General features: G+C 41.3%; 20 protein-coding genes. 10 read left to right on the forward strand and 10 right to left on the reverse strand.

Annotated elements, in window-relative coordinates; all coding sequences use genetic code 11:
- The first annotated feature begins 280 nt into the window (after window positions 1-280).
- Window positions 281-1,186: a phytanoyl-CoA dioxygenase family protein gene (locus tag VER99_RS21490; protein ID WP_020336069.1), complete on the forward strand. Its 906-nt coding sequence runs from the start codon at window positions 281-283 to the stop codon at window positions 1,184-1,186.
- 195 nt (window positions 1,187-1,381) lie between these two features.
- On the opposite strand, the gene VER99_RS21495 is transcribed toward VER99_RS21490, so the two are convergent.
- From VER99_RS21495 to VER99_RS21525, 7 genes are all read right to left on the reverse strand, one after another.
- On the reverse strand, window positions 1,382-2,272 hold the full coding sequence (locus VER99_RS21495) for an alpha/beta fold hydrolase (protein WP_020336068.1): 891 nt from the start codon (window positions 2,270-2,272) through the stop codon (window positions 1,382-1,384).
- A 319-nt stretch (window positions 2,273-2,591) separates the two neighbouring features.
- Window positions 2,592-4,055, reverse strand: a complete 1,464-nt coding sequence (locus tag VER99_RS21500) for an APC family permease (RefSeq protein ID WP_324707814.1) — start codon at window positions 4,053-4,055, stop codon at window positions 2,592-2,594.
- A gap of 499 nt (window positions 4,056-4,554) precedes the next feature.
- The gene (locus tag VER99_RS21505; protein WP_020336066.1) at window positions 4,555-5,784 is read right to left on the reverse strand and encodes a cytochrome P450; all 1,230 of its coding nucleotides are present in this window, start codon (window positions 5,782-5,784) and stop codon (window positions 4,555-4,557) included.
- A gap of 168 nt (window positions 5,785-5,952) precedes the next feature.
- Window positions 5,953-6,600, reverse strand: coding sequence for a TetR/AcrR family transcriptional regulator (locus tag VER99_RS21510; protein ID WP_020336065.1), 648 nt, complete (start codon window positions 6,598-6,600; stop codon window positions 5,953-5,955).
- A 302-nt stretch (window positions 6,601-6,902) separates the two neighbouring features.
- The gene (locus VER99_RS21515) at window positions 6,903-7,298 is read right to left on the reverse strand and encodes a VOC family protein (protein ID WP_020336064.1); all 396 of its coding nucleotides are present in this window, start codon (window positions 7,296-7,298) and stop codon (window positions 6,903-6,905) included.
- A 54-nt stretch (window positions 7,299-7,352) separates the two neighbouring features.
- Window positions 7,353-8,462 (reverse strand): S-(hydroxymethyl)glutathione dehydrogenase/class III alcohol dehydrogenase, encoded by a 1,110-nt coding sequence (locus tag VER99_RS21520; protein WP_020336063.1) that lies wholly within the window; start codon window positions 8,460-8,462, stop codon window positions 7,353-7,355.
- Between the two features lie 76 nt (window positions 8,463-8,538).
- Window positions 8,539-9,267 carry an SDR family NAD(P)-dependent oxidoreductase gene (locus tag VER99_RS21525; protein ID WP_020336062.1) on the reverse strand — a complete coding sequence of 243 codons (729 nt, stop codon included), beginning with the start codon at window positions 9,265-9,267 and terminating at the stop codon, window positions 8,539-8,541.
- Window positions 9,268-9,606: 339 nt separating this feature from the next.
- Here VER99_RS21525 and VER99_RS21530 point away from each other — a divergent pair, with 339 nt between their 5' ends.
- Both VER99_RS21530 and VER99_RS21535 read left to right on the forward strand, forming a co-directional pair.
- Window positions 9,607-10,008 (forward strand): DUF4440 domain-containing protein, encoded by a 402-nt coding sequence (locus tag VER99_RS21530; RefSeq protein ID WP_020336061.1) that lies wholly within the window; start codon window positions 9,607-9,609, stop codon window positions 10,006-10,008.
- Between the two features lie 77 nt (window positions 10,009-10,085).
- The gene (locus tag VER99_RS21535) at window positions 10,086-10,874 is read left to right on the forward strand and encodes an MOSC domain-containing protein (protein ID WP_020336060.1); all 789 of its coding nucleotides are present in this window, start codon (window positions 10,086-10,088) and stop codon (window positions 10,872-10,874) included.
- Between the two features lie 54 nt (window positions 10,875-10,928).
- On the opposite strand, the gene VER99_RS21540 is transcribed toward VER99_RS21535, so the two are convergent.
- Together VER99_RS21540 and VER99_RS21545 are read right to left on the reverse strand one after the other, a co-directional pair.
- Window positions 10,929-11,330, reverse strand: coding sequence for a hypothetical protein (locus VER99_RS21540; protein WP_020336059.1), 402 nt, complete (start codon window positions 11,328-11,330; stop codon window positions 10,929-10,931).
- 304 nt (window positions 11,331-11,634) lie between these two features.
- Window positions 11,635-13,107, reverse strand: coding sequence for an APC family permease (locus tag VER99_RS21545; RefSeq protein ID WP_020336058.1), 1,473 nt, complete (start codon window positions 13,105-13,107; stop codon window positions 11,635-11,637).
- A gap of 491 nt (window positions 13,108-13,598) precedes the next feature.
- Between VER99_RS21545 and VER99_RS21550 the strand changes: the two genes are divergently transcribed.
- From VER99_RS21550 to gnd, 6 genes are all read left to right on the forward strand, one after another.
- On the forward strand, window positions 13,599-14,795 hold the full coding sequence (locus tag VER99_RS21550) for a cytochrome P450 (protein ID WP_020336056.1): 1,197 nt from the start codon (window positions 13,599-13,601) through the stop codon (window positions 14,793-14,795).
- 92 nt (window positions 14,796-14,887) lie between these two features.
- Window positions 14,888-16,273: an aminotransferase gene (locus VER99_RS21555; RefSeq protein WP_020336055.1), complete on the forward strand. Its 1,386-nt coding sequence runs from the start codon at window positions 14,888-14,890 to the stop codon at window positions 16,271-16,273.
- Window positions 16,274-16,603: 330 nt separating this feature from the next.
- Window positions 16,604-17,887 (forward strand): FAD-dependent oxidoreductase, encoded by a 1,284-nt coding sequence (locus VER99_RS21560; protein ID WP_020336054.1) that lies wholly within the window; start codon window positions 16,604-16,606, stop codon window positions 17,885-17,887.
- 26 nt (window positions 17,888-17,913) lie between these two features.
- Window positions 17,914-18,348, forward strand: a complete 435-nt coding sequence (locus tag VER99_RS21565) for a flavodoxin domain-containing protein (RefSeq protein WP_020336053.1) — start codon at window positions 17,914-17,916, stop codon at window positions 18,346-18,348.
- Between the two features lie 163 nt (window positions 18,349-18,511).
- Entirely contained in the window at window positions 18,512-20,014 is a 1,503-nt protein-coding gene (gene zwf, locus VER99_RS21570) for a glucose-6-phosphate dehydrogenase (protein WP_020336052.1), read from the forward strand.
- Between the two features lie 138 nt (window positions 20,015-20,152).
- Window positions 20,153-21,601, forward strand: coding sequence for a decarboxylating NADP(+)-dependent phosphogluconate dehydrogenase (gnd, locus tag VER99_RS21575; RefSeq protein ID WP_020336051.1), 1,449 nt, complete (start codon window positions 20,153-20,155; stop codon window positions 21,599-21,601).
- 131 nt (window positions 21,602-21,732) lie between these two features.
- Here the strand turns inward: gnd and VER99_RS21580 are convergent, their stop codons facing one another.
- Window positions 21,733-22,374, reverse strand: a complete 642-nt coding sequence (locus VER99_RS21580; RefSeq protein WP_020336050.1) for a TetR/AcrR family transcriptional regulator — start codon at window positions 22,372-22,374, stop codon at window positions 21,733-21,735.
- Between the two features lie 508 nt (window positions 22,375-22,882).
- On the opposite strand from VER99_RS21580, the gene VER99_RS21585 reads away from it, so the two are divergent.
- Window positions 22,883-25,105: an alpha/beta hydrolase domain-containing protein gene (locus tag VER99_RS21585; RefSeq protein WP_020336049.1), complete on the forward strand. Its 2,223-nt coding sequence runs from the start codon at window positions 22,883-22,885 to the stop codon at window positions 25,103-25,105.
- The last annotated feature ends 375 nt before the right edge of the window (window positions 25,106-25,480 follow it).

Raw genomic sequence — 25,480 nt, forward strand, 5'->3', positions numbered from 1 at the left:
TGAATTGCACTCACTCGGATCATGTATGCATTAATCTAGTGCGAACTGGTTGGTTTAAGTCGCCGATATAAAACCTGGCAATATCACCAGGACATTGTAATGTTATTTTTTATTAGACTTTACAATAATATACATAAAACAAAAGTAATTAATTTACTACTTTCTTAAAGATTGGCTCCAAGATTGCATCTAACTATTTATACTAACAACCGTTAGTTCGGGTTGGTATCTAACACCTCGATACATTTAGTAAGTTTAAATGACTAACAAGGAATACTTTATGTCTTTAATACATCTTCCCTCAAATACCTCGGTTGAAGAAGTGGTGCGCTGTCTGGACGACGAAGGATATTGCATTATCGATAATGCAGTGGACGGAGCAATCATTGATGCAATCAACGAAGAAATGCGTAGCTACATTGGTGAAACAGATAATGGTGATAACAATGCACTAGGAAAACTGACTCGTCGTAGTGGCTCTGTAATTGCACGTTCTCCATCGTCACATTCGATCATTATGCACCCAACAGTAGTGGGAGCGACTCAAGCTTATCTAGGCCGCAATGCTTCTAAAATCCAACTGAATTTGACACAAGTTATCTCAATTGGTCCTGGTAATAAGGAACAGTTTTTACATCGAGATGAAGGGTGTTGGGAGTGGTTTGATCATTTCCCTGTCGATTTTCAAACAGAAGTTAGCACTATTTGGGCGCTAGATGACTTTACAGATGAAAATGGTGCGACTCGCGTTATTCCAAAAAGTCACAAACATACTAAGATCCCGACTGATTTTACATTGGCGGATACAGTCCCGGCAGAAATGAAAAAAGGCTCAGTACTGATTTATTCTGGTAAAACCATTCATGGAGGCGGTCCAAACCGTTCTGATATGTGGAGACGAGCTCTAAATGTTGATTACTGTATTGGTTGGCTTCGCCAAGAAGAAAATCAATATCTAGCAGTACCTCCTGAGTTGGCTAAGACTTTACCAGAAGATATGCAGAGATTAATTGGATATGACTTTGGGGCTGCCTCTTTAGGCTATGTTCGAGAGTTTGAAGATCCGCGTGTTGCTCTTTATCCGGAAGAAAAAGGTGACCCAAAAACGTTTATGAAGTTATTAGAGCGTTCTTCTGAATATTCTAAAAATGCAAAAGGTGTATTAGACTTTGTTAATAATCAGTAAGTTATTAACTCATAGCGATTGATTTTATAGTGATAGGTTTTTAATTTGCGGCCACATTTAAATTTTTAGACTTATAGTGTGGGATGAACCTGAGAGACAGAATACAAAAGAAAAGGCAGTGAAATTGATGATTTCACTGCCTTTTTATTATTCTTTTTGCTAAGAATGGACTTTGAGACTATCTGTTTATTTAGGCTATCCGTTAATAAATGACATCAAATCTTTAGCGCAACGCTCAGGCTGCTGCCAATACATGGAGTGGCCTAATCCTTTGTAGACGATCATTTTGGCGTCTGGGATAGCTTTTTGAAGATCATTGTTTTGTTTTTCTTGCATCAATTCGTCTTGATCTCCCCACATGATTAACGTGGGTACAGAAATGTGCCGTGCTGCTAATGACCAATCCATAATTTCCAGCCCCTTGATCGTCCCTACCCAGGCATTTTGAGGCATTGCGGCTTCTTCTTGTCGTAGCTTGGAAAGCATTTTCTCGTCCATATCACCGGGGTTAGGTGCCCACTCTTTTTGAATAAAATCTCCCTTAGGATCAAGCGGGTAGTTGAGGGTAGTCACAGTATCGTAGAGCCATTTACTGACATCTGGATTCATTTTTACTGCTGAAGAAATCAGGACCAGTTTAGATATCTGCTTAGGGTGAATTGAGGCCAGAGTACCGGCTGTTATTGAACCTAGTGAGTGTCCGACGAGGGCAGGTGATTTTAATTTCATTACATTAATAAAGTCACTGACATCTTCAGCATAATTGCCGATATAGTAGCAGCACGTCGGTGCAGATGTGTTTCCGTGACCACGAAGGTCTACGGCAAAGTAGTGCTTGTCGTTCAGATACGGTGCTATTGTTGAATATGCTCTCGAATTATCAGAATAACCGTGTACTAACACTACTGGCTCAGCGTCAGGATTTCCCCATTCGACATAAGCCATCTTAACCTGATCATTAACCTGAACGTACTGTTTACTTGATACCCAGTCATCCTGAGAAGGAGGGAGGATTGTTTTAGCATAACTACAAACAGCAATGCTCTGAAGGAGTATTACGGTGAAAATATCCTTTAGTTTTATCATCTAATATATATCCTTTTAGAAGTTATTGAGCTTTGTATCCACTATGGATGACTGTTCTTTACCCGTGATGTATTGCTATTCGTCTGAGAGTAAGAACAGAAGTGATACTATTTTTATGATTAGCAAGGCGTTAAATAGCCATGTCTGATATGTATCCTTTGCCTTGAAAGTTTTTATAGTGATGGATTCTTTTATGCTTGTTATGCCCTCTAACTCGCTTAATTCTGAGTGAATGGGGCTAACAGTTTGAGGACGATTGAATTTTTGAAAGCACGCCAGCTTATTTAAGCTGGCGTTCTTCTAAGGGGAAGGTAAGACTCTAGCTCACCTCTGCCAGACGGTCAGAGCGACCAAGGCTCTCATAGACATGAGGTTTTTTCGTTTTGAAATACATAGCAACAATAGAACCAGACAGGAATACAGATACAAGCAGTGCATCAATCCAGTTATACTGACCCGGTTCGCCACCTACAACAAGATCGAGGTTCAATGCAGCAAAAATCATAGTTGAGATAAGTGTAATACCGGCAATAGCAAGTGCGATGAAAACTTTAAAGATATTCTCTTCTTCGGGAACACCTGTTTTAATAAACCATCCGATGATAGCAAAGCAAACCAGTCCCATTAGGAAGATAATACCAATAGCCCCGATACCAACAACGATACCGTAGAGAACACCACCATCCATGCCACTGGAAGCAGCTGGAATCATTGCAAGACCAACAATTGCAGCGACTACGATAGAAGCAATGTGTGGTGAGCGATGTTGTTCATGTACACGTGATAAAGTTTCAGGAAGAGCTTGATCCACTGCCAGGTTCAATACATAACGCGAAAGAACATTATGGATAGAAAGCAGTGCCGCAAATAGCGAAATGATTACTGAACAATAAGTTACCTGAGTAAAGAAAGGCGCAACATATTGGCCAATAGCTTTTGCAAACATGTCGGTCGGCGCTTCTTTTGCCACATCCCAAGCCATCGAACCATAAGCTGAAACGAGTGCATAACAAGAAACAGTATATAAGGCACCAATGAACAGTACTGCGCCGTAAGTGGCTCGTGGAATGGTTTTATTTGGCGTACGACATTCATCTCTAAATAGAGCGGTCGCTTCAAAACCCATGAATACAAGAATGGTATATAAAAGCGTAACTGCCATGTCACCTTGTGTAAATGAACCAATTGTCATCGGTTCTACCGACAGACCTTCAGATCCACCTTGTGCTAATACGAACACATCGAAGATAACGACAATAATAACTTCGACAACCATGGCAATAGAAAGTAGTTTAGCCGATAGTTCAATGTGGAAGTATCCAAGGGTACTAACGACGGCCCATCCTACAATAGTCCACATAAACCAATGCGTTTCAGGGCCACCAAGGCTGGATATCAGAGAAGAGGTACTGACTCCGAAGAAGATGTAAGTACCGCCTAAAACACAGAGATAACCAAATACTGCGAGGAATGCAGCACCTAACCCGGTTACCTTACCTAATCCTGTACTAATAAAAGCATAAAAGTCACCGGGCTTTGGTACGTGTCGCGCCATGGTGACATAACCCGTTGCAAACAGGATCAGTAGCACTGAGGTAAGAATAAAGGCAAATGTTGCACCAGGACCACCAAAATAGATAGCAAAAGGAATGAACCCTTCTACAACAGCAATTGGAGCGGAGAAAGCCAACACAGTTAGCATTAATGCGGTGGGGCCCATTTTCCCCGATAACTTAGGTTTACTAGTATGATCAGAGTCGAATGTCGCATTGATATCGTTCATTTTATTTCCCTGTAAAATCAAATTGTCGTTTGTGCTTGATTACACTCTTCGCTTGTCAGGTATGTAGAAGAAGTAGATTTCTTCATTGGTTCGATAGCTTTTACTGGACTCCTTCCCAGTGATGTATCAACAACGCCTATCGAACTAACTAACGAGCGTTAGCTAAGTATTGCAGATAACGTGCCAGTTTATAACTTGTTGATTTTTAATGACATCAAATAGGGTTAATATTAAATTTCCATGTTTTAGATCAATTATTGGTCAAGTTGTGCACTGAATGTGTGCGATAATTAACCGTTGAATTTTGGTAGGAGAAGATTCACGTGATTTGAAATGATCAGCGCTTTGCACTTGATGCATTGCGGGTAGGTAATGTAGAAACGTTATTTAACGCAGTGAGTATAGGGAATAACTTAACTGGAGAATTTCTGTAGATGAGGATTGGTGTTGATAAGTAAAAAGCGAACTAATGAGATCAGTTCGCTTTTCTAATTATGTGTTATAGAACCAGACGAAGTGGTATGCGGTCGTATACTGCTGAACGGTCATCATGGTTATAAATTGGGTCACCAGCCAATTCTATACGCTTTACTCTTTCAGCAAGAGTATCGAAAACAGTACGAGCTTCGGTCTGAGCAATTATCATCCCTGGGCATGAATGGACTCCAATACCAAAGGTTAAGTGAGGAGCGCTATCAATAGGACGAGTAATATCGACTTTATTTGGTTCTGGGAAATATTCCGGGTCGCGGTTCGCCGATGCAATCATAAAGCGAACAAATTTGTCTTTTGGAATTGTTACTCCGCGAATTTCGAGAGGCTCGGTAGTAAAACGTGTAAAAGATATTTCAGGAGTGCTGAGTCGGGCAATTTCATTTAAAATTGCATGTCTTTTCTCTGGTTCATTTTTCCAGGTTTCAAAAATCTCTGGATGACGAGCGAAAATTTCCAGGCCACTGGTAATAAAGTAGGCGGCGTTTGGGGTACCGGTAGCCCAGAATAATAAAACACCTTCGAATAACTGTTGCTCTGTCATGATGCCTTTAGCCACGTCATCAATCCAGGTTGAGACCATACCAGGAACTGGGTCTTTTCGTCTCATTTCTAAGTAATGATTAGTTCGGTCTGCTAAATAGTCAAAGGCTGCCTGGCATTTTGCTTCTTCTTCACTCGTTACTTGAGATCCCAAAGCTACCATTGCGTCATGAGTCCAGGCTGCGGCAGTATCAAATCCTTCGGTCGGTAATCCCATTGCTTTACACATGGCGTGGTGAGCAGGGATTAATGCAAGATTACGAAACCCTTCGATCAATCCTTGTGGTCCCAGTTTATCCAGCTCAAGGTTGACAGCATCTCGCGTTGCTTCTGCCCACTCAATCGCTTTTTTAGGAGTAAACCATTTGTTAGAACGACGTCTTAGAGCGGTATGCTCTGGTGGGTTGGCCACAATCATGCTGTCCTTAAACATACTCCAAGGACTTTCTGGTACCCATTTAGGGGCGATCATTGATAGAGAAGGGTGTTTACCAAATTTTACAACATCTTCATATTTAGAGATAACAAAGGTATTTTCCTGCAATGGATCTTCGTATACCGGAGCTTTTTCTCTGAGTACGTCATACCATGGGTAAGGGTTATTTCGGAACTCTTCACTTCTCCAAGGCAGCAAAATTTCTTGCTCAAAAGTACAGGTACTTTTTGGGGCTGTTTTCTGTTTGGTTGTGTCCATGTCTTTTCCTCTACGGTGTTATCCATTTACCAAAGGGCTAATCTTACAGATAGCTAACTAATGGTTGTTAGCTAGCATGGAGTGTGCCAATTAAAAGCGGTATAAATAAAAAGGTTATGAATTTTACGTATAACGCTTAAGTGCCATGGCCTCCAGTAATGTTTGAGGTTATTTTATTGCCAGTAATCGTTTTGAAGCATCGAGCATTTCTTGGTTTAGTTTATCTAAATGCACCGTTGTGCCATCCCATTTGCACCAAGATGTATCACCATCCAGTATATTTAATAGCAATTTGACACTGGTATCTACGTCGGTTGCATTAAGTGATTTAGCGACTGCCAGGTATAAGTTTTCACACAGACCTAACCAATGATAAATTTCTTCTCTGATATCTGAGCGTAAAAACTGACCAGCACGATCGCTTGCTACTAACATATCCCACAATTCACTCTCAGGTATGGTTACCTGACGAGTAAAATGAACATTGACCATTTTGTTAAACAGTTGTTCGGTATCATCAATGGTATCTATGACATCAAGCATAGCTATACCGAAATTGTAGTAGTGCCATCTTAAACATTCCGCGACAATGTCATCTTTTCCATCGGGGAAGTGAGAGTAGATGCTGGGTGCTTTAATATTGAGTGCTTTTGCTAAACTGCGCATCGTTACTGCTGCATAGCCCTGAGCTGATGCTATAGTCAAAAATGTCTGAAGAACATTTCGCTTTCCGTTGGTTAGCGAACTCCAGTCAAATTGTGCTAAATGTTCTGCTATTTGATCTCTAGCTGACAAAACTTCCTTGGGTAACCCCATGCCAATCCCTCTACATTTATACTAATTTAAAGTTTCAAACTCAGTCGGCGTTCTGGTGTTTGAAAAATTGGTTTTATTTATTGTAACGACTTTTACTAACGTATGTTAGATAGGCAAGAGATATGCCAAAGTATTCGTCAATAAAAAAAGCCAGCGTTAAGAGCTGGCAAAAGATCACAGGAACGTTGGATAAAGCTGCATTGCTTGCCTAATAGGTTGACAAGTTTTTAGCTTAGGGGGTGTTAATTAATACTCAAATAGCATCTCCCTGACCGGAGCCAGGAAAATGCTGAGTGAAGATATCAGATGAATGTGTAGGCTGTAATTTTATTTCCAGCAGGATCACGTAGGTAAGCCGCATAAGCGCCAGGTAGGTGATCTCGAGGACCTGCCTGGCCCTCATCAGTACCGCCATTAGCTAGACCAGCGGCATGGAAGGCATCAACCTCAGCCGTAGTAGTAGCTGCGAAACCAATTGTCATCCCGTTACTGGATGGCGCTTCACCATTACCTGGGCGTGCGATAATAAATGCTGGCTTTTCACGTCCGTAAAGTACCCAGTCGTTACCGAAAGGACCGAGGTTTTTGATGCCCAGTGCCGCAAAAACACTATTATAAAATGCTTCAGATGTTTTTACGTCAGATGCTCCGATAAATACATGTGAAAAGACTTCGTCGCCAGAAATTACAGGTGTCATTATAATTTACTTCCTTTTAAGTTATGTTTAGTTTTACTTGGAACCGGAGGCTATTTAAAAATTAATAACCGTCCGGATAGATTTGCCTTCGTGCATTAGATCGAAAGCTTCATTAATCTTGTCTAGTGTCATTGTGTGAGTCACAAAAGGTTCCAATTGAATATCACCTTTCATCGCGTTCTCAACCATTTGTGGTAGTTGGCTTCTACCTTTAACGCCTCCAAACGCAGAGCCTTTCCAGACCCGACCTGTAACCAATTGGAATGGACGGGTAGAGATTTCCTGTCCGGCACCGGCTACGCCAATGATGACTGACTGTCCCCATCCTCGGTGAGCACTCTCCAGTGCTGCACGCATGATGTTGACGTTACCAATACATTCAAAGGTATGATCGATACCCCATTTATTAATGTCGAGAAGCACATCTTGAATGGGTTTTTCATGATCGTTAGGGTTAATACAGTCGGTTGCACCAAACTGTTTTGCCAGTGCAAATTTCGCTGGGTTTGTATCGATAGCAATGATACGCCCTGCCTGAGCCTGACGAGCGCCTTGCACAACAGCTAAACCGATTGCCCCAAGTCCAAAAATGGCTACAGAATCGCCTGGTTGAACTTGAGCTGTATTGTGCACTGCACCAATGCCTGTAGTCACACCACAACCAAGTAAGCAAACGTGTTCATGGTTAGCTTGTGGATTAATTTTGGCGAGCGAGACTTCAGCCACCACTGAGTACTCGCTGAAGGTTGAACAGCCCATATAATGGTATAGCGGCTGACCGTTATAGGAGAAACGGGTTGTGCCATCAGGCATTAGACCTTTTCCCTGCGTTTCACGAACTGAAACGCATAGATTCGTTTTTCCTGATGTGCAAAATTCGCACTCGCCACACTCCGCTGTATAGAGAGGAATGACATGGTCACCTGGTTTTACGCTGGTTACACCTTCACCAACTTCAACAACGATTCCAGCACCTTCATGGCCAAGAACAACGGGAAATACACCCTCAGGATCATTTCCCGATAGGGTGAACGCATCGGTATGACATACTCCGGTATGCGTATTTTTAATCAGAACTTCCCCTTTCTTTGGGGGATCGACATCAATTTCTACAATTTCTAGTGGTTGTCCTGGCGCGAAAGCAACTGCTGCACGAGATTTCATCTGTTACTTCTCCTGAATAAGATAGGGGAATCAAATATTCCTATGTTCCATTAATAAGTTAAGCTTTGGTCACGGATTACTGGGCCGTATAACCACCATCGATGACGATCTCTGTACCCGTTATGTATTTGGATTCGTCTGAGAGTAAAAATAGGACTAGAGACGCAATTTCATCTGGGTGTGCAAAGCGATCTAGAGGAACAGCTTCTGTTGAATAACCTTTGTCTTCGATCATTGGAGTTTCAGTATCACCAGGGTGAATACTGTTGACTCTGATATTCGCATCAGCAAGATCAAGCGCTGCTGCTTTTGTCATGCCTCTAACTGCAAATTTAGTGGCGGTATAAGCAAATATTCCTTTGTATCCAACAATACCTGCGGTAGAAGAGACTGTGATTATCGAACCACTTTTGGCTCGGCGCATTGATGGTGCAACAGACTTCATTCCTAAAAACGCGCCCGTTTGCATAATGTCAACGAGTCTTTGGTAGGTTTCTAGACTGGTTTCTTCCAGGCCTTCCTCAACAAGAACACCAGCGTTATTTACCAGACCATCAATTTCGCCATCAAAAAATGATTCCGCCTGTACGATAAGGTTGTTCCAGTCGGACTCTGAAGCTACATCAAGCTTTACAAATTTGACGTTACCGCCAATTTTTTCTACAAGGGCAAGGCCTTTATCGACACTTCTGTTTGCCACAATTACATTCGCGCCTTCTTCGATAAAACGATAGACCTGTGATTCACCCATACCACTGGTGCCACCGACAACGATAATATTTTTCCCTTCGAGACGTTTAGCCATGTTTGTTCTCCTTAACAGTTTTCGTTTTAAATAAATCTAAAGTTGAATTGGCGTACTAACGGTTGTTAGCAATAAATGAGCCGTTTATTAGTGTGATTTTATTATCTATATGATTATTCGAGATAATTAATCTATTTGACTGGTTTTCATCAATACGAATAGATGCATAAATCTATTTATTTGCACAAGTATGATGCGCATTTGGTTGGTTTTGCGTTGGCTTGGTGCGGGAATTTATGTCTTAATTTTTAACTGATTGAATTTATAGGGAAATTATTATGGCACATATAATGCTAACAACTGTTAGTTAGTTAAAGTCATATAGGAAAAGGAAAAATAATGGATATCAAAGTAAAAGGTCCTGCACCATCTCAAGAAGTTCTTGCTGCTATTAGTGAAAAGCAAGTGGGCATGAAAAAAGCGTTTGCAGAAAATGATCCAATTTGGGTTGCAAACGAGTTCTATACGCCCAACGCATGGGTATTCGGTGGAGAAGATACATGGCAAGGAACTGAGGAGATCTTGGAGCTGTATAAAGCAGTCTGTGGTGCATACACGTGGACATATGAATCAATGAACACTGTTGCAACTAGCGAAGATAGTGTATTGGACTTTATCTATGGCCGGATTGACTCAACAAGCGATGACGAAGTGATCGAATATAAAATTCTTTTCGGCTGGCAAAAAATCGACGGTGACTGGAAATGTATTACTCAAATGTTTGCCGAGGGAACTTGGTAAGAATTTAGAGAATTAAGAATTTCAAGCTCTGTTGTCACAGCAAACCACTCGGTTTGCTGTTTTTTTAGTGAGGAAGTATGGAAGTTAAGCAGCTAGGTATGACATATGTTAAATGCACTCAGTTCTTAGATGTCGATCGTGTGCATGTAGATAGAAGTGGAATTGTAGGCGACAGAAAATTCATGTTGATTAACTCTGACAATATGCCTTTATCACCAGGGTGGCACCGGTTTTTCTTGCCATTAAAGTTCGAATTTGATGAATCCCATGGTAACTTGTCACTGACTTACCCAGACGGCACTCAAGTCAAAGGGAACTGTGATTTAGCCAATGAAGCCGAAGAGATCGATTTTTTAGGTATACGAAAACTTCGAGTTCGCCGTGTTCTCGGTGACTGGAATGTTCGATTATCAGCTTTCTCCGGTAAAAATGTCTCGTTAGTTCACGTAGAAGAAGACTCAAGCGCTAGAGATATTCTACCCATCACTTTATTTACAACGGGTTCATTAAGCGAATTAGAACAAAGATTTGGATATCCTCTTGATCATAGGATGTTTCGTTCTAATTTAGTCATTAAATCTTCTACTCCGTTTATTGAAGACTCATGGGAAGGGAAAGTGATACAGGTAGGTCAGGTAAAGTTAAAAGTAAGAAGCTCTGTGCCACGATGTGTCGTTACTCAGATGGATCCTCGTACAGGCCGAAATTCCCTGAATACTGTTGCTAAACTGAGTACTTTTCGTGACAAAGTCCATCTACCGGACAATATTATGCGTGAATATAAAACGCCTGGATTTGCATCTTATGCTGAAGTCATCACTGAAGGCCAAATTATGATTGGCGACCCGGTTGTTGTTATTAGCTGATTATTAAGAATGAGCACCAAAGATAAACACTACCAGGTGCTCATACTATTTTTATTAATTATATTCTGCTCTGTGCCAATTCTTTTCCAAAACGTCCAACCCATAGAACAGTGTTACTTTTGTTCGACTTTTAGATGTGTAAATTAAGAAGTATATGCTGCTTGACAGGCATATAATTTCTATTGGAATAAGCATGAAATGAAATCCGAGGAGCCCACTCACTTTTTCTTCAAACACGCTTGATAAAAAAATATCGAAGAATGGGAAAAGTAACAAAGCTACAAGTACCGTTGTAGATACTATGTTTTCGACAGATAAGATCCGATTTATAAATGCATTAAATCTATTCACGGTCGAATCTCTATCAGGTGTGATCCTCATTTCCCAAGACGATAAAACTTCTGCCTTTGGCTTTCCCTTTAAACTATTTGGGGTCGTAACATCCATATTGTCCATACATCCATCCTTATGACTCTAATCGTAAAAAGTGGTTAGCATACTCAGGAATTACAATTTCACTAACTAACAATTGTTAGTTGCATGTAGTGTGCCAGATATTCTTATCAAAAAGAGGAATGCGGATTTAGTTGTATTTATAAAAAGCTATATTAAACAAATAGTTAATATAAATTCGTTCTTTTTGAAGTATAAATTATTTCAGAGTGTGCACATAATGGGTGAGGGAATGCACTATTTAGTGCACTAAAAACAAAAACGCCGGTAAGAGTACCGGCGAAATATAAAGTATATGGGATTGAGTTTAGTTGGACTGGCCTATCAGTGCATATACAGCAGGCTTTTTAAACTTGAAGTAAAGACTTAACATCGACCCGATGGCAAAAACGAATACGAATAGCAATACTAACCAAGTATATTGTCCTGGCGTGCCGCCAACGACAAGATCAATATGCATTACCGCGACCAAAGCGGTACAAAAAATTGCCGCTGCAGAGAGTAATGGTGCAATGATTGCGCGGAATACCCCTACTTCTTGAGGGATACCACGTTTAAGGAACCAAGCGAGAATAGCGACACTAACTAGCCCCATTAAGAAGATTATTCCTAAACCACCTAACCCAGTTGCAATAGCATAAACTGTCTCGCCATTGGCGTTATTGATAATAAATGGTGAGATAGCTAGCGCAGCAATAAAGCCAACCCAGTTAGAGGCGATATATGGCGATTTATGTGCTTCATGTACTTTAGAAAGTGAAGCTGGCAAGGCTTTATCATTCGCTAAGTTAAGAAGATAGCGAGAGAGTACATTATGGATTGAAAGTAGGGCTGCACTAAGAGAAATAACAACCGAACAGTATGTGATCTGCTCAAATACAGGTGAAACAAAGCGACCAATTGCACTTGCAAACATGGTTGTTGGGTTGTTTGTCGCGACATCCCAAGCGTCTGAACCGTAGGCAGTTACTAAGCTATACGATGAAAGTGAGTACAATACCCCGATAAAAATGATTGCAGCGAAGGTCGCCTTAGGAATGGTTTTAGCGGGTGTTTTAACTTCATCACGGTAAAGTGCGGTCGCTTCAAATCCGATAAACACCAAGACAGTGTAAAGAAGTGTGATTGCTATATTACCGTCAGTAAACGCAGACGGTGTGAGAGGCTCTATTGATAAGCCTTCCTTGCCGCCCTGGAACAATACTGCAACGTTAAAAATCATTACGATGGCTACTTCAATGACCATTGCTATTGATAATAATTTCGCTGAAAGTTCAACATGAAAATAGCCTAGTGTAGTTACAAATAGCCAACCTAGCACTGACCATAGTATCCAGGATGTATGGGGGCCATGAAAACTTTCAATCAGAGAAGATACACTGACACCAAAGAAGATATAGCTGCCGACCAAAATTCCCAGGTAGGAAAATATGGCAAGAAAAGCGGAGCCTAAGCCCGTCGTATTACCAAGTCCGGCGCTGATAAATGCGTAGAAATTTCCAACTTTTGGAATGTATCGTGTCATTGAAATATAGCCAACGGCGAACAACAACATTAAAGCCATTGTGACAAGAAACGCAAAAGGAGCTCCAGGTCCATCAAAAAGAATTGTGAGAGGCAGAAATCCTTCGACAACGGCAATTGGGGCTGAAAATGCGAGTACTGACAGGCAAAGGGAAGTTGCGCTCATTTGTCCCGTCAATCCTGATTTGTTTTCTATTTCGTTCTCTCCAGAACGCTCATTATATACTGATGTATAGCTTGCTTGTGACATCGTCATACTAGGTAACCTTCCTCTAGCCTTAATTTTTCTTCCTTAACTAACGTGCGTTAGCTTTTTGTGTGATGCATGACATATGCCACACTGATACTAATACGATTAAAAATCTTTCTCAATGTGAGAGTGGCGAAGAAAAATATCTAATAACTCAAGTTGTTAAAGAGAAGCCATTTATTCGATTGGTTAGAAAATTCACGAGTAGCTAGAGTTTATATTGGTTGATAAATAGAACTGTATGCAAATTTATAGATTATATTGGTGCATTATTGCCCAATAATGGGGCGATAAAGCGTACATTGGCAACAGGCGTAATGCAGAACGCCCATAAATTAAGTACTTACATATTTGGCATGTAATATGCTTGCAAAAACTAACACACGTTAGTTAGTTGTTCTTGAGTAAACATACCTAGACACACAATTAATGGAAATGAATAGTCAGCGCAAAATGACATTGAATCAAAAATTTCTCGCTAAAGGATGAGGTGGAAAATGGTAACAACTGTAGTGAATAAGCGTATTTTACCATGGGATGATATTAGTTATGTTGAGAACCCTTACCCATGGTATCAGGAAGCTCGCGAGAATTATCCGATATATAAAGACGTAGATGGCACGTATGTCATCACACGTTATGAAGATGTCGTGAAGTTTGGAAAATTACCTAGTTTATCCATTGTTCCGCCTGATGACGTGGATAAAGGTCCATGGGGGGTATTGAAAGATACGGTGGTTGCCTTGGATCCACCAAAGCACACGGCATCACGACGTCCTTTAAATAAATGGTTTACTCCAAAACTTGTCAAGTCTTGGTCAGAAGCGGCAAGTGAATATGCAGTTTCTTATATCGATAATCTGTCAGATGGCGAGATTTTTGATGCCAATATGTATTTAGGTGTTGCACCCGCTCATAAGGCAATGTGTAAAGCGCTTCAGGTTCCTGATGGCGACTTCGAGCCAGTCATTTTTTGTATGCATAAGGCAATGGCGGCGTTGAGTGCGGTTGCGGGAACCAAACAGAATGAAGAGGCTACCGAAGCCTTTAATTATCTCTTCGAACGCATAAAAGAAATGATGCAATGGAAGGTCGAAAATCCTGGCAATGGCTTAGCTGATGCGCTTTTAGATGCGATTTCTGCAGGGAAAATGACCGAATCTGAAGTGATGCAGTCGATGGTTCTTCTTTGGGGCTCCGGTGGTCATAACCCATCTTACGTTGTGGGAACTGCCGTTGAGTATTTTGCAAAGAACCCGGAAGTTTTTGAAATTTATAAAAATGAACCAGAGAAACGCACCACATTCATTAGTGAAATCTACAGGCTATATCCACCTGAATTGACATTCTCAAGGTATGCCACTGAAGATATCGAGATCCACGGTGTACCAATAAAGCCTGGCGAATGCGTCAAGTTCATCATGGATTCTGCTAATCGTGATCCGCTTGTTTTCCCTAATCCCGACAAATTGGACTTAAATCGTCCTGCAGACTCTACCCAGCACTGTAGTTTTGGTATGGGCATACACCAGTGCGCCGGTCAGACGATTAGTCGTGGAGTGATAGAAACAGTACTAAATGTCATCGCTGAAAAGGTCAAGAGCTTTACTCTAGAGGGTGAACCAGTCATGGATAACTCTGACCGTTCCCGAGCGTACGTTAATTTGCCGGTATCAATAGAAAAAGAAGCTTAATTGGAAATTACAAATCCAGAAGTCAGCCTTGTTAATCGAATATGAGTCTCACTTTAAGTGACCAGATACAAAAGAAAAGAGAGGGAATTACTTTGAAGAACTCAACAGAATTTACAGCATTGGAAGCTAAAGACATTGATTATGTACTGCATTGTCATACTAACCATAACAAACACAGAGAAGTCGGCCCGATTTTAATAGAAAGAGGTGAAGGTGTATTCGTTTATGACAACCACGGTAAGAAATATCTCGAAGGTATGTCTGGAATGTGGTGTTCAGGTCTAGGGTTTAGTGAGAAGCGCTTAGGTGAAGCGGCGAAAAAACAATACGATATTTTGCCTTTCTATCACACATTTGTTCACCGTTCGACGGGTCCTACAATTGAACTGGCAGCGAAACTGGTAGAGATGGCGCCTGTTCCAATGAGTAAAGCCTTTTTTACAGCATCAGGCTCAGAAGCTATTGATTCTGTAGTTAAATTGCTTTGGCATCGTTCAAATGCGATGGGTGAAACTAAACGTAAAAAAATCCTAGCTCGTGATCGCGCTTACCATGGTGCAACTATTGCGTCAAACAACCTTACCGGACTGGATGCGAATCATTGGGGTCATGACCTTATCATGCCAGTGGTTAGGCTGACATGCCCACATTTTTACCATCAAGGTAAACCTGGTGAAAGTGAGGTAGAGTTCGCGACACGTCTGGCTGAAGAACTTGAAGCGAAAATCTTAGAGGAAGGTCCAGAAACCATTTGTTGTTTCATTGGTGAACCGATTATGGGTGGCGGTGGTGTCATTGTTCCTCCAGCGACTTATTGGGAAAAAATACAAGCAGTACTGAATAAATACGATATCTTATTTGTTGCTGATGAAGTTATCTGTGGCTTTGGTCGTACCGGAAATATGTTCGGTACTCAAACTTGTGGACTGAAACCAGATGTATTGGTGTATTCGAAACAATTGACTTCAGGTTACATTCCTTTTGCCGCGTTTGTAATGAATGAGCGTACGCTTAAACCTATCTATGACGCGAGCGAAAAATACGGCGGTATGTGGCATGGCTTCACTACGTCAGGTCACCCAGTTGCATGTGCTTTATCCCTTGAAAATATTCGTATTATTGAGGAAGAAAACCTTGTCGAAAACGCGAGTTTAATGGGTGAACGGCTTCGTGCAGGTTTTAAAAAATATTTAGAACATCCGTTAGTGGGTGAGGTCAGAGGTGTAGGGCTACTGGCTGCCGTCGAACTAGTTACAAATAAGCAAACCAAGACAGCGTTAGAGCAGGTTGGGCAGTTGGGCGCTATGGTCGCAGAGAAAATGCGTGAGCATGGTGTCATAACCCGTCCAACAGATGATGCGATTTTGTTGTCTCCCCCAATGATAATTAATGCTGAGGAAATCGATATGATTATAGATGCGTTGGGTACTGCTTTGGATGAAGTTTTGGGTGAATTAGAAAGCCTAGAGAAAAAATAATAAATAATAAATAAGAACGAGAATGTAGCGCTATTGGAGCATCTTTAAGATGCTCCTTTTTTATTTTCATTAAGTTAAAAGATTAGTCTTGCTTGCACGCCAACATGAAATGCCTGATGTAACTATGTGCGACAATTTACTTCCTTTAGTACTATTGCACATAATCGGTGCGCAATTTGAACTGCTATGAGTCAACGTCTGTATGGAATAAATGTAAGTCAATTTAACTATATGAAACTTAAAGAAATTATAGTTTGGCACACTCATTGCAAGCTAACAAGTGTTAGTTAGTTATTGTGTAAATTCTTTCGAGATCAAGGAGAACATCTCATGAAAGATAAACAGATCAGCATCGCTATTATCGGAAGTGGCCCATCGGGGTGTTTTACTGCTCAATTTCTAAGAAAAAAATGGAAAAATGCAGATATCACTATTTTTGAAGCGCTTCCTACACCGTTTGGATTAGTTCGATATGGCATCGCGGCAGATCATCAGGGAATGAAATCTGTCACGGCTCAGTTTGAACGTTTGTTCCTACGTAATCAAGTTCGATTCGCAGGAAATGTGAAAGTTGGTGATGCGGTATCATTTGAAAAATTAAAAGAGAATTTTGATGTCGTAGTCCGTGCAACGGGGTTGCGACATGATAGACAGCTTTGCCTTCCATCTGGTGACACGGTTGAGACATTGGGTGCAGGAAGCATTCTGAAAGCATTGAATGGCTACCCTGATGTAAACCTACCTTGTCTTGAAAACGGTCAACTAGCACCACTTGGTAATGATATCGGGGTGATCGGAAATGGCAACGTTGCCATGGATATTATTCGAATATTGTGTAAAGACAAAGATGGTTTCCATGGTAGTGACATCTCTGACGAAAGGCTGAAAGCTTTTAGTGCAAACAGAATTGAAAACATTCATGTGTTTGGTCGCTCTTCGCTTTGCAATGCTAAATTCGACATAGCAATGCTCAAGGAAATTCTTGCGACTGAAGGTGTTCAATTTAACACTTCTGGTGTGTCTATGGACGATACGTGCGAAGCGGCCCAGTTGTTTAGGAATAAAAAACTGGAATTAGCAACGCAAGAGTGCGGTGAACCTCGTATAAACGTTCACTTTCACTTTGGTGTGGTACCTGTTTCCTTGAATAAGGAAGGTGAGTTGAATGTACTAACCGTTCAGAACAGTGAAGGAATACATAGTATTTCGGTTAACAACGTTATTTCGGCGATCGGTTTTACCAATGAGCATCCTCTCGAGGAATGTTATGACAAATGTTGGGATGGTGAGAACGTATTTAAAGTCGGATGGCTTAATTGTAATGGTAAAGGAACCGTTGCTGAAAACAGAAAAGACGCTAAGCGAGCTAGTGAAGAAATCGTTGATTATGTTGAAACACTTTCAGATTCACCAAGCAAAGCGGGGTATTGCGGCGTCAAAGAATCTATTACAACCAATATTGTGACTTTTGAGGATTGGCAGCGTATTGATCAATATGAAATTGAAAACGCGAGAGTAAATCGCTGCCGTTTAAAAGTCACATCAAAAAACCTAATGCTATCTATTGCTCATGAAGTAAAAAAGTTTGAGCGTCAATCAATCGTGAATATTTAATTAAAGTCATTGTTAAGGAAGTCAAAATGATAAAAGTACTATTTGGAACAGAGAGCGGTAACTCAGAGATGGTAGCTGATGATATTGTTGATTTTTTAGAAGAATCAGGAATGGAAGCTGAAGCTGTTGGTATGGAAGATTATGACGTTAGTGAACTATCATCGGAAGAGAAAGTGGTTCTGATTACGTCAACATATGGAGAAGGAGAGTTGCCTGAAACTACTCAGCCTTTTTACGAAGCTTTGAAAGAGCTTAATCCAGACTTGTCATCAGTTTCTTTCTCAGCTTTCGGGTTGGGTGACAGCACCTACGAAACTTTCTGTAATGGTATTGATGTAATGGCATCTTTAATGAAAGAGTTAGGAGCCACGCAGGCAGGTGAGACTGGTCGTCACGATGCCGCAAAAGGTGTTAGTCTGACAGACGCCTGTACTGAGTGGGCAAAACTAACACTTGCATGAAAATCTATTCCTAAAAGAAAAGGTCACTAACTTCCTTCGTGGCCCTTCTTTTCTACCGATTTTAACCCTCAATGTGTAAATACATTGAGGGTTTCTTATGAAACCTCCAATCCAGCTCGCCGCTGGCATAATAAGCTAACATCCTCGTTTTAAGGAAAAGATGATGGTAATACCAGAAAAAAGCAGCATCGTGATTTTTGGTGCTTCTGGCGATCTTACTTATCGAAAGCTCGTTCCCGCGTTATATCACTTATACGCAAACAATCAGCTCCCAGAATCGTTTGCCATCCTTGGTGTGAGCAGAACAGAATACAGCGATGAAAGTTATCGTGAAAAATTGAAAAAAGCGCTGACAGAACTCGAGGAAACGGTTCCAGAAACGCTCGAGGCATTTTGTGAGCATTTGTATTATCAAGCGTTAAATACAGCAGAAGCAGAAGACTACAGCAGGTTAAAATACAAACTCGATGACCTCGCTAAGGACTATGAGTTCGAGCAGCGTAATACCCTGTTTTATCTTGCAACACCACCAAGCCTGTATGACATCATTCCTGGTTGTTTAGCCGCTCACGGCCTAAACAATGAAGATGATGGCTGGAAACGTCTAATCATCGAAAAACCATTCGGCTACGATCTCAAGTCTGCACAGGATCTTGATGTCGAAATTCACAAGAATTTTAAAGAACATCAAATTTACAGAATTGACCATTATCTGGGTAAAGAAACGGTACAAAACTTACTGGTTTTCCGCTTCTCAAACGCGATGTTTGAGCCACTATGGAACCGTAACTTCATTGATTACGTAGAGATAACAGGTGCGGAATTCCTGGGTGTTGAGGAACGTGGTGGTTACTACGATAACTCTGGCGCGGTACGCGACATGTTCCAAAACCACCTGCTACAAGTATTGGCGATGGTCGGTATGGAACCGCCGGCACAAATCAATGCGGACGCGATGCGCGATGAAGTGGTGAAGGTACTTCAGTGTCTGAACCCCCTGGACGAGCAAGCGCTTCGTAATGATTTGGTTCTAGGTCAGTACACAGCGTCTGACGTACGTGGCCAACACCTGCCTGGTTACCGTGAAGAAAACGGCGTGGCAGATGACTCACGAACCGAGACTTACATCGGCCTGAAAGCTTACATCAATAATTGGCGCTGGAACGGGGTGCCATTCTATGTTCGTACAGGTAAGCGTCTTCCGACTCGCGTAACTGAAGTGGTCATTCACTTTAAAGCGACTCCACACCCAGTGTTTGGTCAAAATGCACCTGAGAACAAGCTGATCATTCGTATTCAGCCAGACGAAGGCATCCAGATGATCTTTGGTTTGAAAGAGCCGGGTGCAGGCTTTAAAGCCAAAGAAGTGAAGATGAACTTCCACTATGCAGACCTGCAAGAAGCGCAATTGCTGACGGCTTATGAACGTCTGTTGCTTGACTCGCTTAACGGTGATGCAACACTGTTTGCTCGTAGTGATGCAGTTGAAGCATGTTGGCAATACGTGCAGCCAATTCTGGATTTCAAACAAGATCCACAATCACTTTATGGCTACGCCTGTGGTACTTGGGGACCTAAAGAGTCAGATGACTTGCTACAGCGTGATGATCGTGCTTGGCGTTTCCCGTGTAAAAACTTAACAGATACAGACTACTGCGAGTTATAAATAACATAAATTTCTTATTACCCGAGCAGTACAGAATCAGTTTAATACTGACGAAACAACGTGGTATTTAGATTCAGACGCAGCAGCAAAAATTGCTTAATTAGCGGCTCGTCAATGGAACACAATTGGAGAGAAACAATGAAAGGTGATATCGGTGTAATTGGCCTGGCGGTAATGGGTCAAAACCTTATCCTAAACATGAACGACCATGGCTTTAAAGTTGTGGCTCACAACCGTACTGCTGCAAAAGTAGACGAGTTTCTGGAAGGGCCGGCGAAAGGCACAAACATCATCGGTGCATACTCTCTAGAAGAACTAGTAGAGAAGCTTGAAACGCCACGTAAAGTAATGCTAATGGTTCGCGCTGGTGATGTTGTAGACACATTCATCGACGCTCTAGTACCTCTACTAGACAAAGGCGACATCATCATCGACGGTGGTAACACTAACTACCCAGATACTAACCGTCGCGTTGCAGCTCTACGTGAAAAAGGCATCCACTTCATCGGTACTGGTGTATCTGGTGGCGAAGAAGGCGCACGTTTTGGTCCATCTATCATGCCAGGTGGCGCACCAGAAGCTTGGGAAGCGGTTAAGCCTATCTTCCAAGGTATCTCTGCAAAAACTGACGCTGGCGAGCCTTGCTGTGACTGGGTTGGTAACGATGGTGCAGGTCACTTCGTTAAGATGGTTCACAACGGTATCGAATACGGCGACATGCAGCTGATCACTGAAGCTTACCAGTTCATGAAAGATGGTCTTGGTATGTCTGCAGACGAGATGCAAGCTGTATTTGCTGACTGGAACAAAACTGAGCTAGACAGCTACCTGGTAGAAATCACAGCTGACATCCTTGGCTACAAAGATGAAGACGGTGAAGCACTAGTTGAGAAGATCCTGGACACGGCTGGCCAAAAAGGTACAGGTAAATGGACGGGTATCAACGCACTAGACCTAGGTATTCCTCTAACGCTTATCTCTGAGTCTGTATTCTCTCGTTGCCTGTCTGCTCTGAAAGACCAACGTGTTGAAGCTGAAAAACTATTCGGCAAGACAATCACTCCAGTTGAAGGCGACAAGCAAGAGTGGGTTGACGCACTACGTCAAGCTCTTCTGGCGTCTAAGATCATCTCTTACGCTCAAGGCTTTATGCTAATGCGCGAAGCGTCTAACGAAAACGGCTGGGACCTAAACTACGGTAACGTTGCTCTTATGTGGCGTGGTGGTTGTATCATCCGTTCTGCGTTCCTAGGCAACATCCGTGATGCATACGAAGCGAACCCAGACCTAGCGTTCCTGGGGTCTGATGATTACTTCAAAGGCATCTTGCAAAACAGCCTGACAGCATGGCGTAAAGTTGCAGCTAAGTCTCTGGAAACAGGCATCCCAATGCCATGTACGACTTCTGCACTGACGTTCCTAGATGGTTACACAACAGCACGTTTGCCTGCGAACCTGCTACAAGCTCAACGTGACTACTTCGGTGCTCACACATACGAGCGTATCGACCGTGCACGTGGTGAGTTTTTCCACACTAACTGGACTGGTACAGGCGGTGACACTGCATCAACAACTTATGATGTATAAAAGCAGCTGTATTGTATATTTCTAGATGCTATCAGTGATAACAACCTAACTGAAAAGGCCGGAGTAAAACAAACACTCCGGCCTTCTGTTAAAAAAACGAAAATTTATTATTGGGCTGATAACCGAGTCAATCATGCCAAACAAGAATAAGCTTTCTCTAGTGTATAATTATTGAGCTCTTCTAGGTGACGGTTTGTTCCGTCCCAGGTGCACCAAGTTGAAGAGCCATCCAGTAAATTCATCAGCACTCTAACAGTCGTCTCATCAGACCGGAATCCATTTTCTTTAATGACGGCTTGGTATAATTTTATACAAAGAGCTATCCAGTGCTGCATCTCTTGCCTTATATCTGCTCGTAAGAACTGACCTATACGATCGCTCAGAATAAGCAAATCCCATAAAGCACTTTCGGGATGAGTTATCTGCCTGGTAAAATGCACTTTTACCATGCTATCAAAGAAGTCTTTGCTGGACTTGGCGTCTTTAACCGCATCGAGAATAGCTATCCCAAAACCATAGTAATGCCATCTTAAACACTCGCATACAATATCATCTTTTCCTTCCGGGAAATGTGAATAAATACTAGGTGCTTTGATATTGAGATCTTTGGCCAGACTTCTCATCGTAACAGCACTATAGCCTTCCGCAGTGGCAATGTTTAGAAATGCCTGAAGGATCGATTTCTTTCTCTCTGATAAACCCGACCAGCTAAATCTATCCAAATGTTCCTTCATATTTTGTCTAGCGCCGATAACGCTGTCAGGTAAGTTCATTGAGACCCCATCAAAACTGTATGCATCCATAATAATAAAATAGTCTTTAAAAGCTAACAAATGTTAGGTAGTGATAATTATACCTATGAAGTAGTTTTAATCACAGTGTTTTTCCTAAGTGAAAAAATATAATTTGATAAGAAATGTTAATTATCTGATTAATTAATATGGGTGTTCTATTTCATAGATATAGAAATGTTTATAAGCTTGCACACAAATGATGCAAATTATTTTGCTTCTTATTAATTTTGATGCAATAGATTTAATGTTTTTTATAACATCATGAAAATCAATGCATTTTTATGTGGCACGTATTATGCTGCATTTAAGCTAACGCTTGTTCGTTAGTGTTGGGAAAAGTGCAGTGCCGAAAAGGCTTTTGTAGAATTCTTGCTGCCATTAGTAATGTTTATATAGGACAGATTAAGTATTGGTTATAGCAGTGTCATAACAGTATGCAATTTTACTTAATAGACATTTATTTTGTTGTAAAACATGGAGTTGTTTAATGATATTAACCGGTGATTCAAGAAAATATTTCTTTAGTTGTTTATCGACAATGTTTGTTTTGACTACCTATAGTGCAAATGCAGAAATGAGACCTGAGGGGTATATCGATACGTTACGTGTCGTTGCTGAAAAAACTGCATATAAAAATGAAATCCCCCAACTTGGTAGTAGTTCCTATAAAGTTATTAGAGCCGTGGTACATGGTAAGCTTGATCCTAATGCCAAAGTAAACTCTGGAATCGTTAATATTGAAAAAGCAGATAAAGATTCAGATGGATTCGTTTCTTATTCTACGGATGTACTGATATTGACACCATCTGACCCAAATAAAGCAAAACGTAGTGTCATATACGAGGTAGCTAATCGTGGTGGGGCACTCGGTAAATACACCTTCATAGGAGGTGGTGACTTTGTTTCAGGGGATGCACCCGATGGAAAGTTTCCATCACTTTTAGAGAAGGGGTACACCATTATCTGGAGTGGTTGGCAGGGTGATCTTCCCTTAGCTGAAAATCCTGGGGAAAATCCAACTTCTCCGTTAGGAGTAGGTTTTCCAGTGGCAAAAGACAAAGATGGCCAGCCTATAATTGATTTAAGCCGGGAAGAGTTCATTCCAGATGTTCAAGGAGGGAATGAAATCAAGTTAACGTACCCGCCAGCAGATATAAATGATCGCACGTTGCCACAACTTACTGCCAGACAGTCGTGGTTTCAAAATTATGGGCAGTCAAAAGAAGGTAATGCAACGTTTGATGCGCCAATGGTGAGCGTTTCAAATTGGCAATATAAAAAACATGATGACGGAACATATACGGTTAGCTTTACTCCTCCAGATTTTGTATATGGTCCAAATCGCAAGAAAGTTAAACCGGACGAAGGGACAATTTATAACTTCACTTACAAAGCAAAGAGTCCGACTGTCAACGGTATTGGGTATGCAGCTGTAAGGGACTTGATGACATTTCTAAGATATAGCGATAAAGATAGACATGGCAATGCAAATCCGCTAAATGCCTTAAAGTCAGCGGGTTGTGGTATTGATATATGTGATAAAACAACAAACTTTGATACCGCTGTTGCTGAAGGAATATCACAGTCAGGAAGGTTTCTTCGAGATTACTTGTATCAGGGTTTTAATACTGATTCGTATGGCAACAAAGTGTTTGAAGGCTTAATGCCAATTGCTCCGGGCGCTAGACGGATGTGGTTGAATACTCAATTTTCACAACCTGGGCGCTGGTCCCGCCCACATGGCGACCATTTTATGGAGGGGTTTGATTTTCCCTTTGCATACAATGTAATTAAAGACTTTAAGACCGGAAAAGTAGACGGGTTGCTAAAAAAATGTCGTGACGACAACACCTGTCCTAAAATTATGCAAATTGATGGCTCATTTGAATGGTGGCAGGCAGGTGGTTCTTTAGTAACAACTGATGGCAATGGTAAGGACTTAAAGTTGCCTGACAATGTTCGTTACTATCTAATTCCTGGCTCACAGCATACTGGTAATAGTGGTGTGACTACAGGCTTTCCTAAAAACTCATCATATAGTCCGATGTGTGCTTTACCTGAAAGCTGGGTAAGCCAAGATACGGTAGATAGAGCGTTAATGGCAGCTATGTTTGATTGGGTTGAATCGGACAAACTGCCGCCAGCGTCAAAGTATCCTTTAGTCAGCGACAAAACTGCTGTTGATATCGATGATGTCTCACTACCATCTTTCAGCAACCTTAATATCCCGCAAGAGGATTCAAAAAACATTGGAAAGATGAATGTTTCCGTCGTGGGACAAGTTAACCCATTATATCCAATCAGTTTTAATAATGCGGTTCCAAGTGTAGATATATCCAAAAAGTATCATCAGTTCGTTCCCCAAGTTGATAAAAATGGGAATGAGGTCAGTGGATTACCTGTCCCAGAAGTGGCTGTACCGCTTGCTACATACACTGGCTGGAATTATCGCAAGGAAGGCCATGCATTTGGTGAAGCATGTTACTGGTTTGGGGCCAGTATTCCACTGGCTAAAAATAATGAAACAAAATCTTCATTGGATACCAGAGAGTCCCTGGCCGATTTATATAAGAACAGAGAGGATTTTCAACAGAAGGTGAAAGTTAGTTCAGAGAGTCTCGTAGCTCAAGGGTATTTATTAGAGCGTGACGCAAAGAATTTTTATCAAAGTAATTCAAAACTAGTGTCTTATATACTGTTACCGAATTAAGTTTTAAATAGACTTGTCGTTAATCTATTATAAAGAGCATTCCCGCGATAAGGAATGCTCTTTATCTTTAATGGCAATTGTAGTGGGTGAGTAAACTTGGCAGTCAGATTATATGTTTTGCAATACCTCAGATAATCCATTAGATGCTAACTTAGCAAAGTCGCTGAATCAGTTTTGTCCAATTCTGAGTTACGATACTTCACAGCAGCATGTGATCACCAAGCGATTCTGTCGTACCTTAATTACCAAGCGACTTTGGCGTTCGCCTCTCACGTTTTGCCTCTTTAAACTCGTTCAAAATCTCCCTAAGTTGAATGGACAATGGGATTGAGCGACGCCTTTTGTGATTACCAAAGAATGTTAATTGCAGGAATA

This window comes from Vibrio natriegens NBRC 15636 = ATCC 14048 = DSM 759 (genome assembly GCF_035621455.1).
GTDB lineage: Bacteria > Pseudomonadota > Gammaproteobacteria > Enterobacterales > Vibrionaceae > Vibrio > Vibrio natriegens.

Bases quoted from the DNA above. Each gene is read 5' to 3' on its own strand.
- VER99_RS21490 (WP_020336069.1), top strand. From the start codon at position 281: ATGTCTTTAATACATCTTCCCTCAAATACCTCGGTTGAAGAAGTGGTG.
- VER99_RS21495 (WP_020336068.1), bottom strand. From the start codon at position 2,272: ATGATAAAACTAAAGGATATTTTCACCGTAATACTCCTTCAGAGCATT.
- VER99_RS21500 (WP_324707814.1), bottom strand. From the start codon at position 4,055: ATGAACGATATCAATGCGACATTCGACTCTGATCATACTAGTAAACCT.
- VER99_RS21505 (WP_020336066.1), bottom strand. From the start codon at position 5,784: ATGGACACAACCAAACAGAAAACAGCCCCAAAAAGTACCTGTACTTTT.
- VER99_RS21510 (WP_020336065.1), bottom strand. From the start codon at position 6,600: ATGGGGTTACCCAAGGAAGTTTTGTCAGCTAGAGATCAAATAGCAGAA.
- VER99_RS21515 (WP_020336064.1), bottom strand. From the start codon at position 7,298: ATGACACCTGTAATTTCTGGCGACGAAGTCTTTTCACATGTATTTATC.
- VER99_RS21520 (WP_020336063.1), bottom strand. From the start codon at position 8,462: ATGAAATCTCGTGCAGCAGTTGCTTTCGCGCCAGGACAACCACTAGAA.
- VER99_RS21525 (WP_020336062.1), bottom strand. From the start codon at position 9,267: ATGGCTAAACGTCTCGAAGGGAAAAATATTATCGTTGTCGGTGGCACC.
- VER99_RS21530 (WP_020336061.1), top strand. From the start codon at position 9,607: ATGGATATCAAAGTAAAAGGTCCTGCACCATCTCAAGAAGTTCTTGCT.
- VER99_RS21535 (WP_020336060.1), top strand. From the start codon at position 10,086: ATGGAAGTTAAGCAGCTAGGTATGACATATGTTAAATGCACTCAGTTC.
- VER99_RS21540 (WP_020336059.1), bottom strand. From the start codon at position 11,330: ATGGACAATATGGATGTTACGACCCCAAATAGTTTAAAGGGAAAGCCA.
- VER99_RS21545 (WP_020336058.1), bottom strand. From the start codon at position 13,107: ATGACGATGTCACAAGCAAGCTATACATCAGTATATAATGAGCGTTCT.
- VER99_RS21550 (WP_020336056.1), top strand. From the start codon at position 13,599: ATGGTAACAACTGTAGTGAATAAGCGTATTTTACCATGGGATGATATT.
- VER99_RS21560 (WP_020336054.1), top strand. From the start codon at position 16,604: ATGAAAGATAAACAGATCAGCATCGCTATTATCGGAAGTGGCCCATCG.
- VER99_RS21565 (WP_020336053.1), top strand. From the start codon at position 17,914: ATGATAAAAGTACTATTTGGAACAGAGAGCGGTAACTCAGAGATGGTA.
- zwf (WP_020336052.1), top strand. From the start codon at position 18,512: ATGGTAATACCAGAAAAAAGCAGCATCGTGATTTTTGGTGCTTCTGGC.
- gnd (WP_020336051.1), top strand. From the start codon at position 20,153: ATGAAAGGTGATATCGGTGTAATTGGCCTGGCGGTAATGGGTCAAAAC.
- VER99_RS21580 (WP_020336050.1), bottom strand. From the start codon at position 22,374: ATGAACTTACCTGACAGCGTTATCGGCGCTAGACAAAATATGAAGGAA.
- VER99_RS21585 (WP_020336049.1), top strand. From the start codon at position 22,883: ATGATATTAACCGGTGATTCAAGAAAATATTTCTTTAGTTGTTTATCG.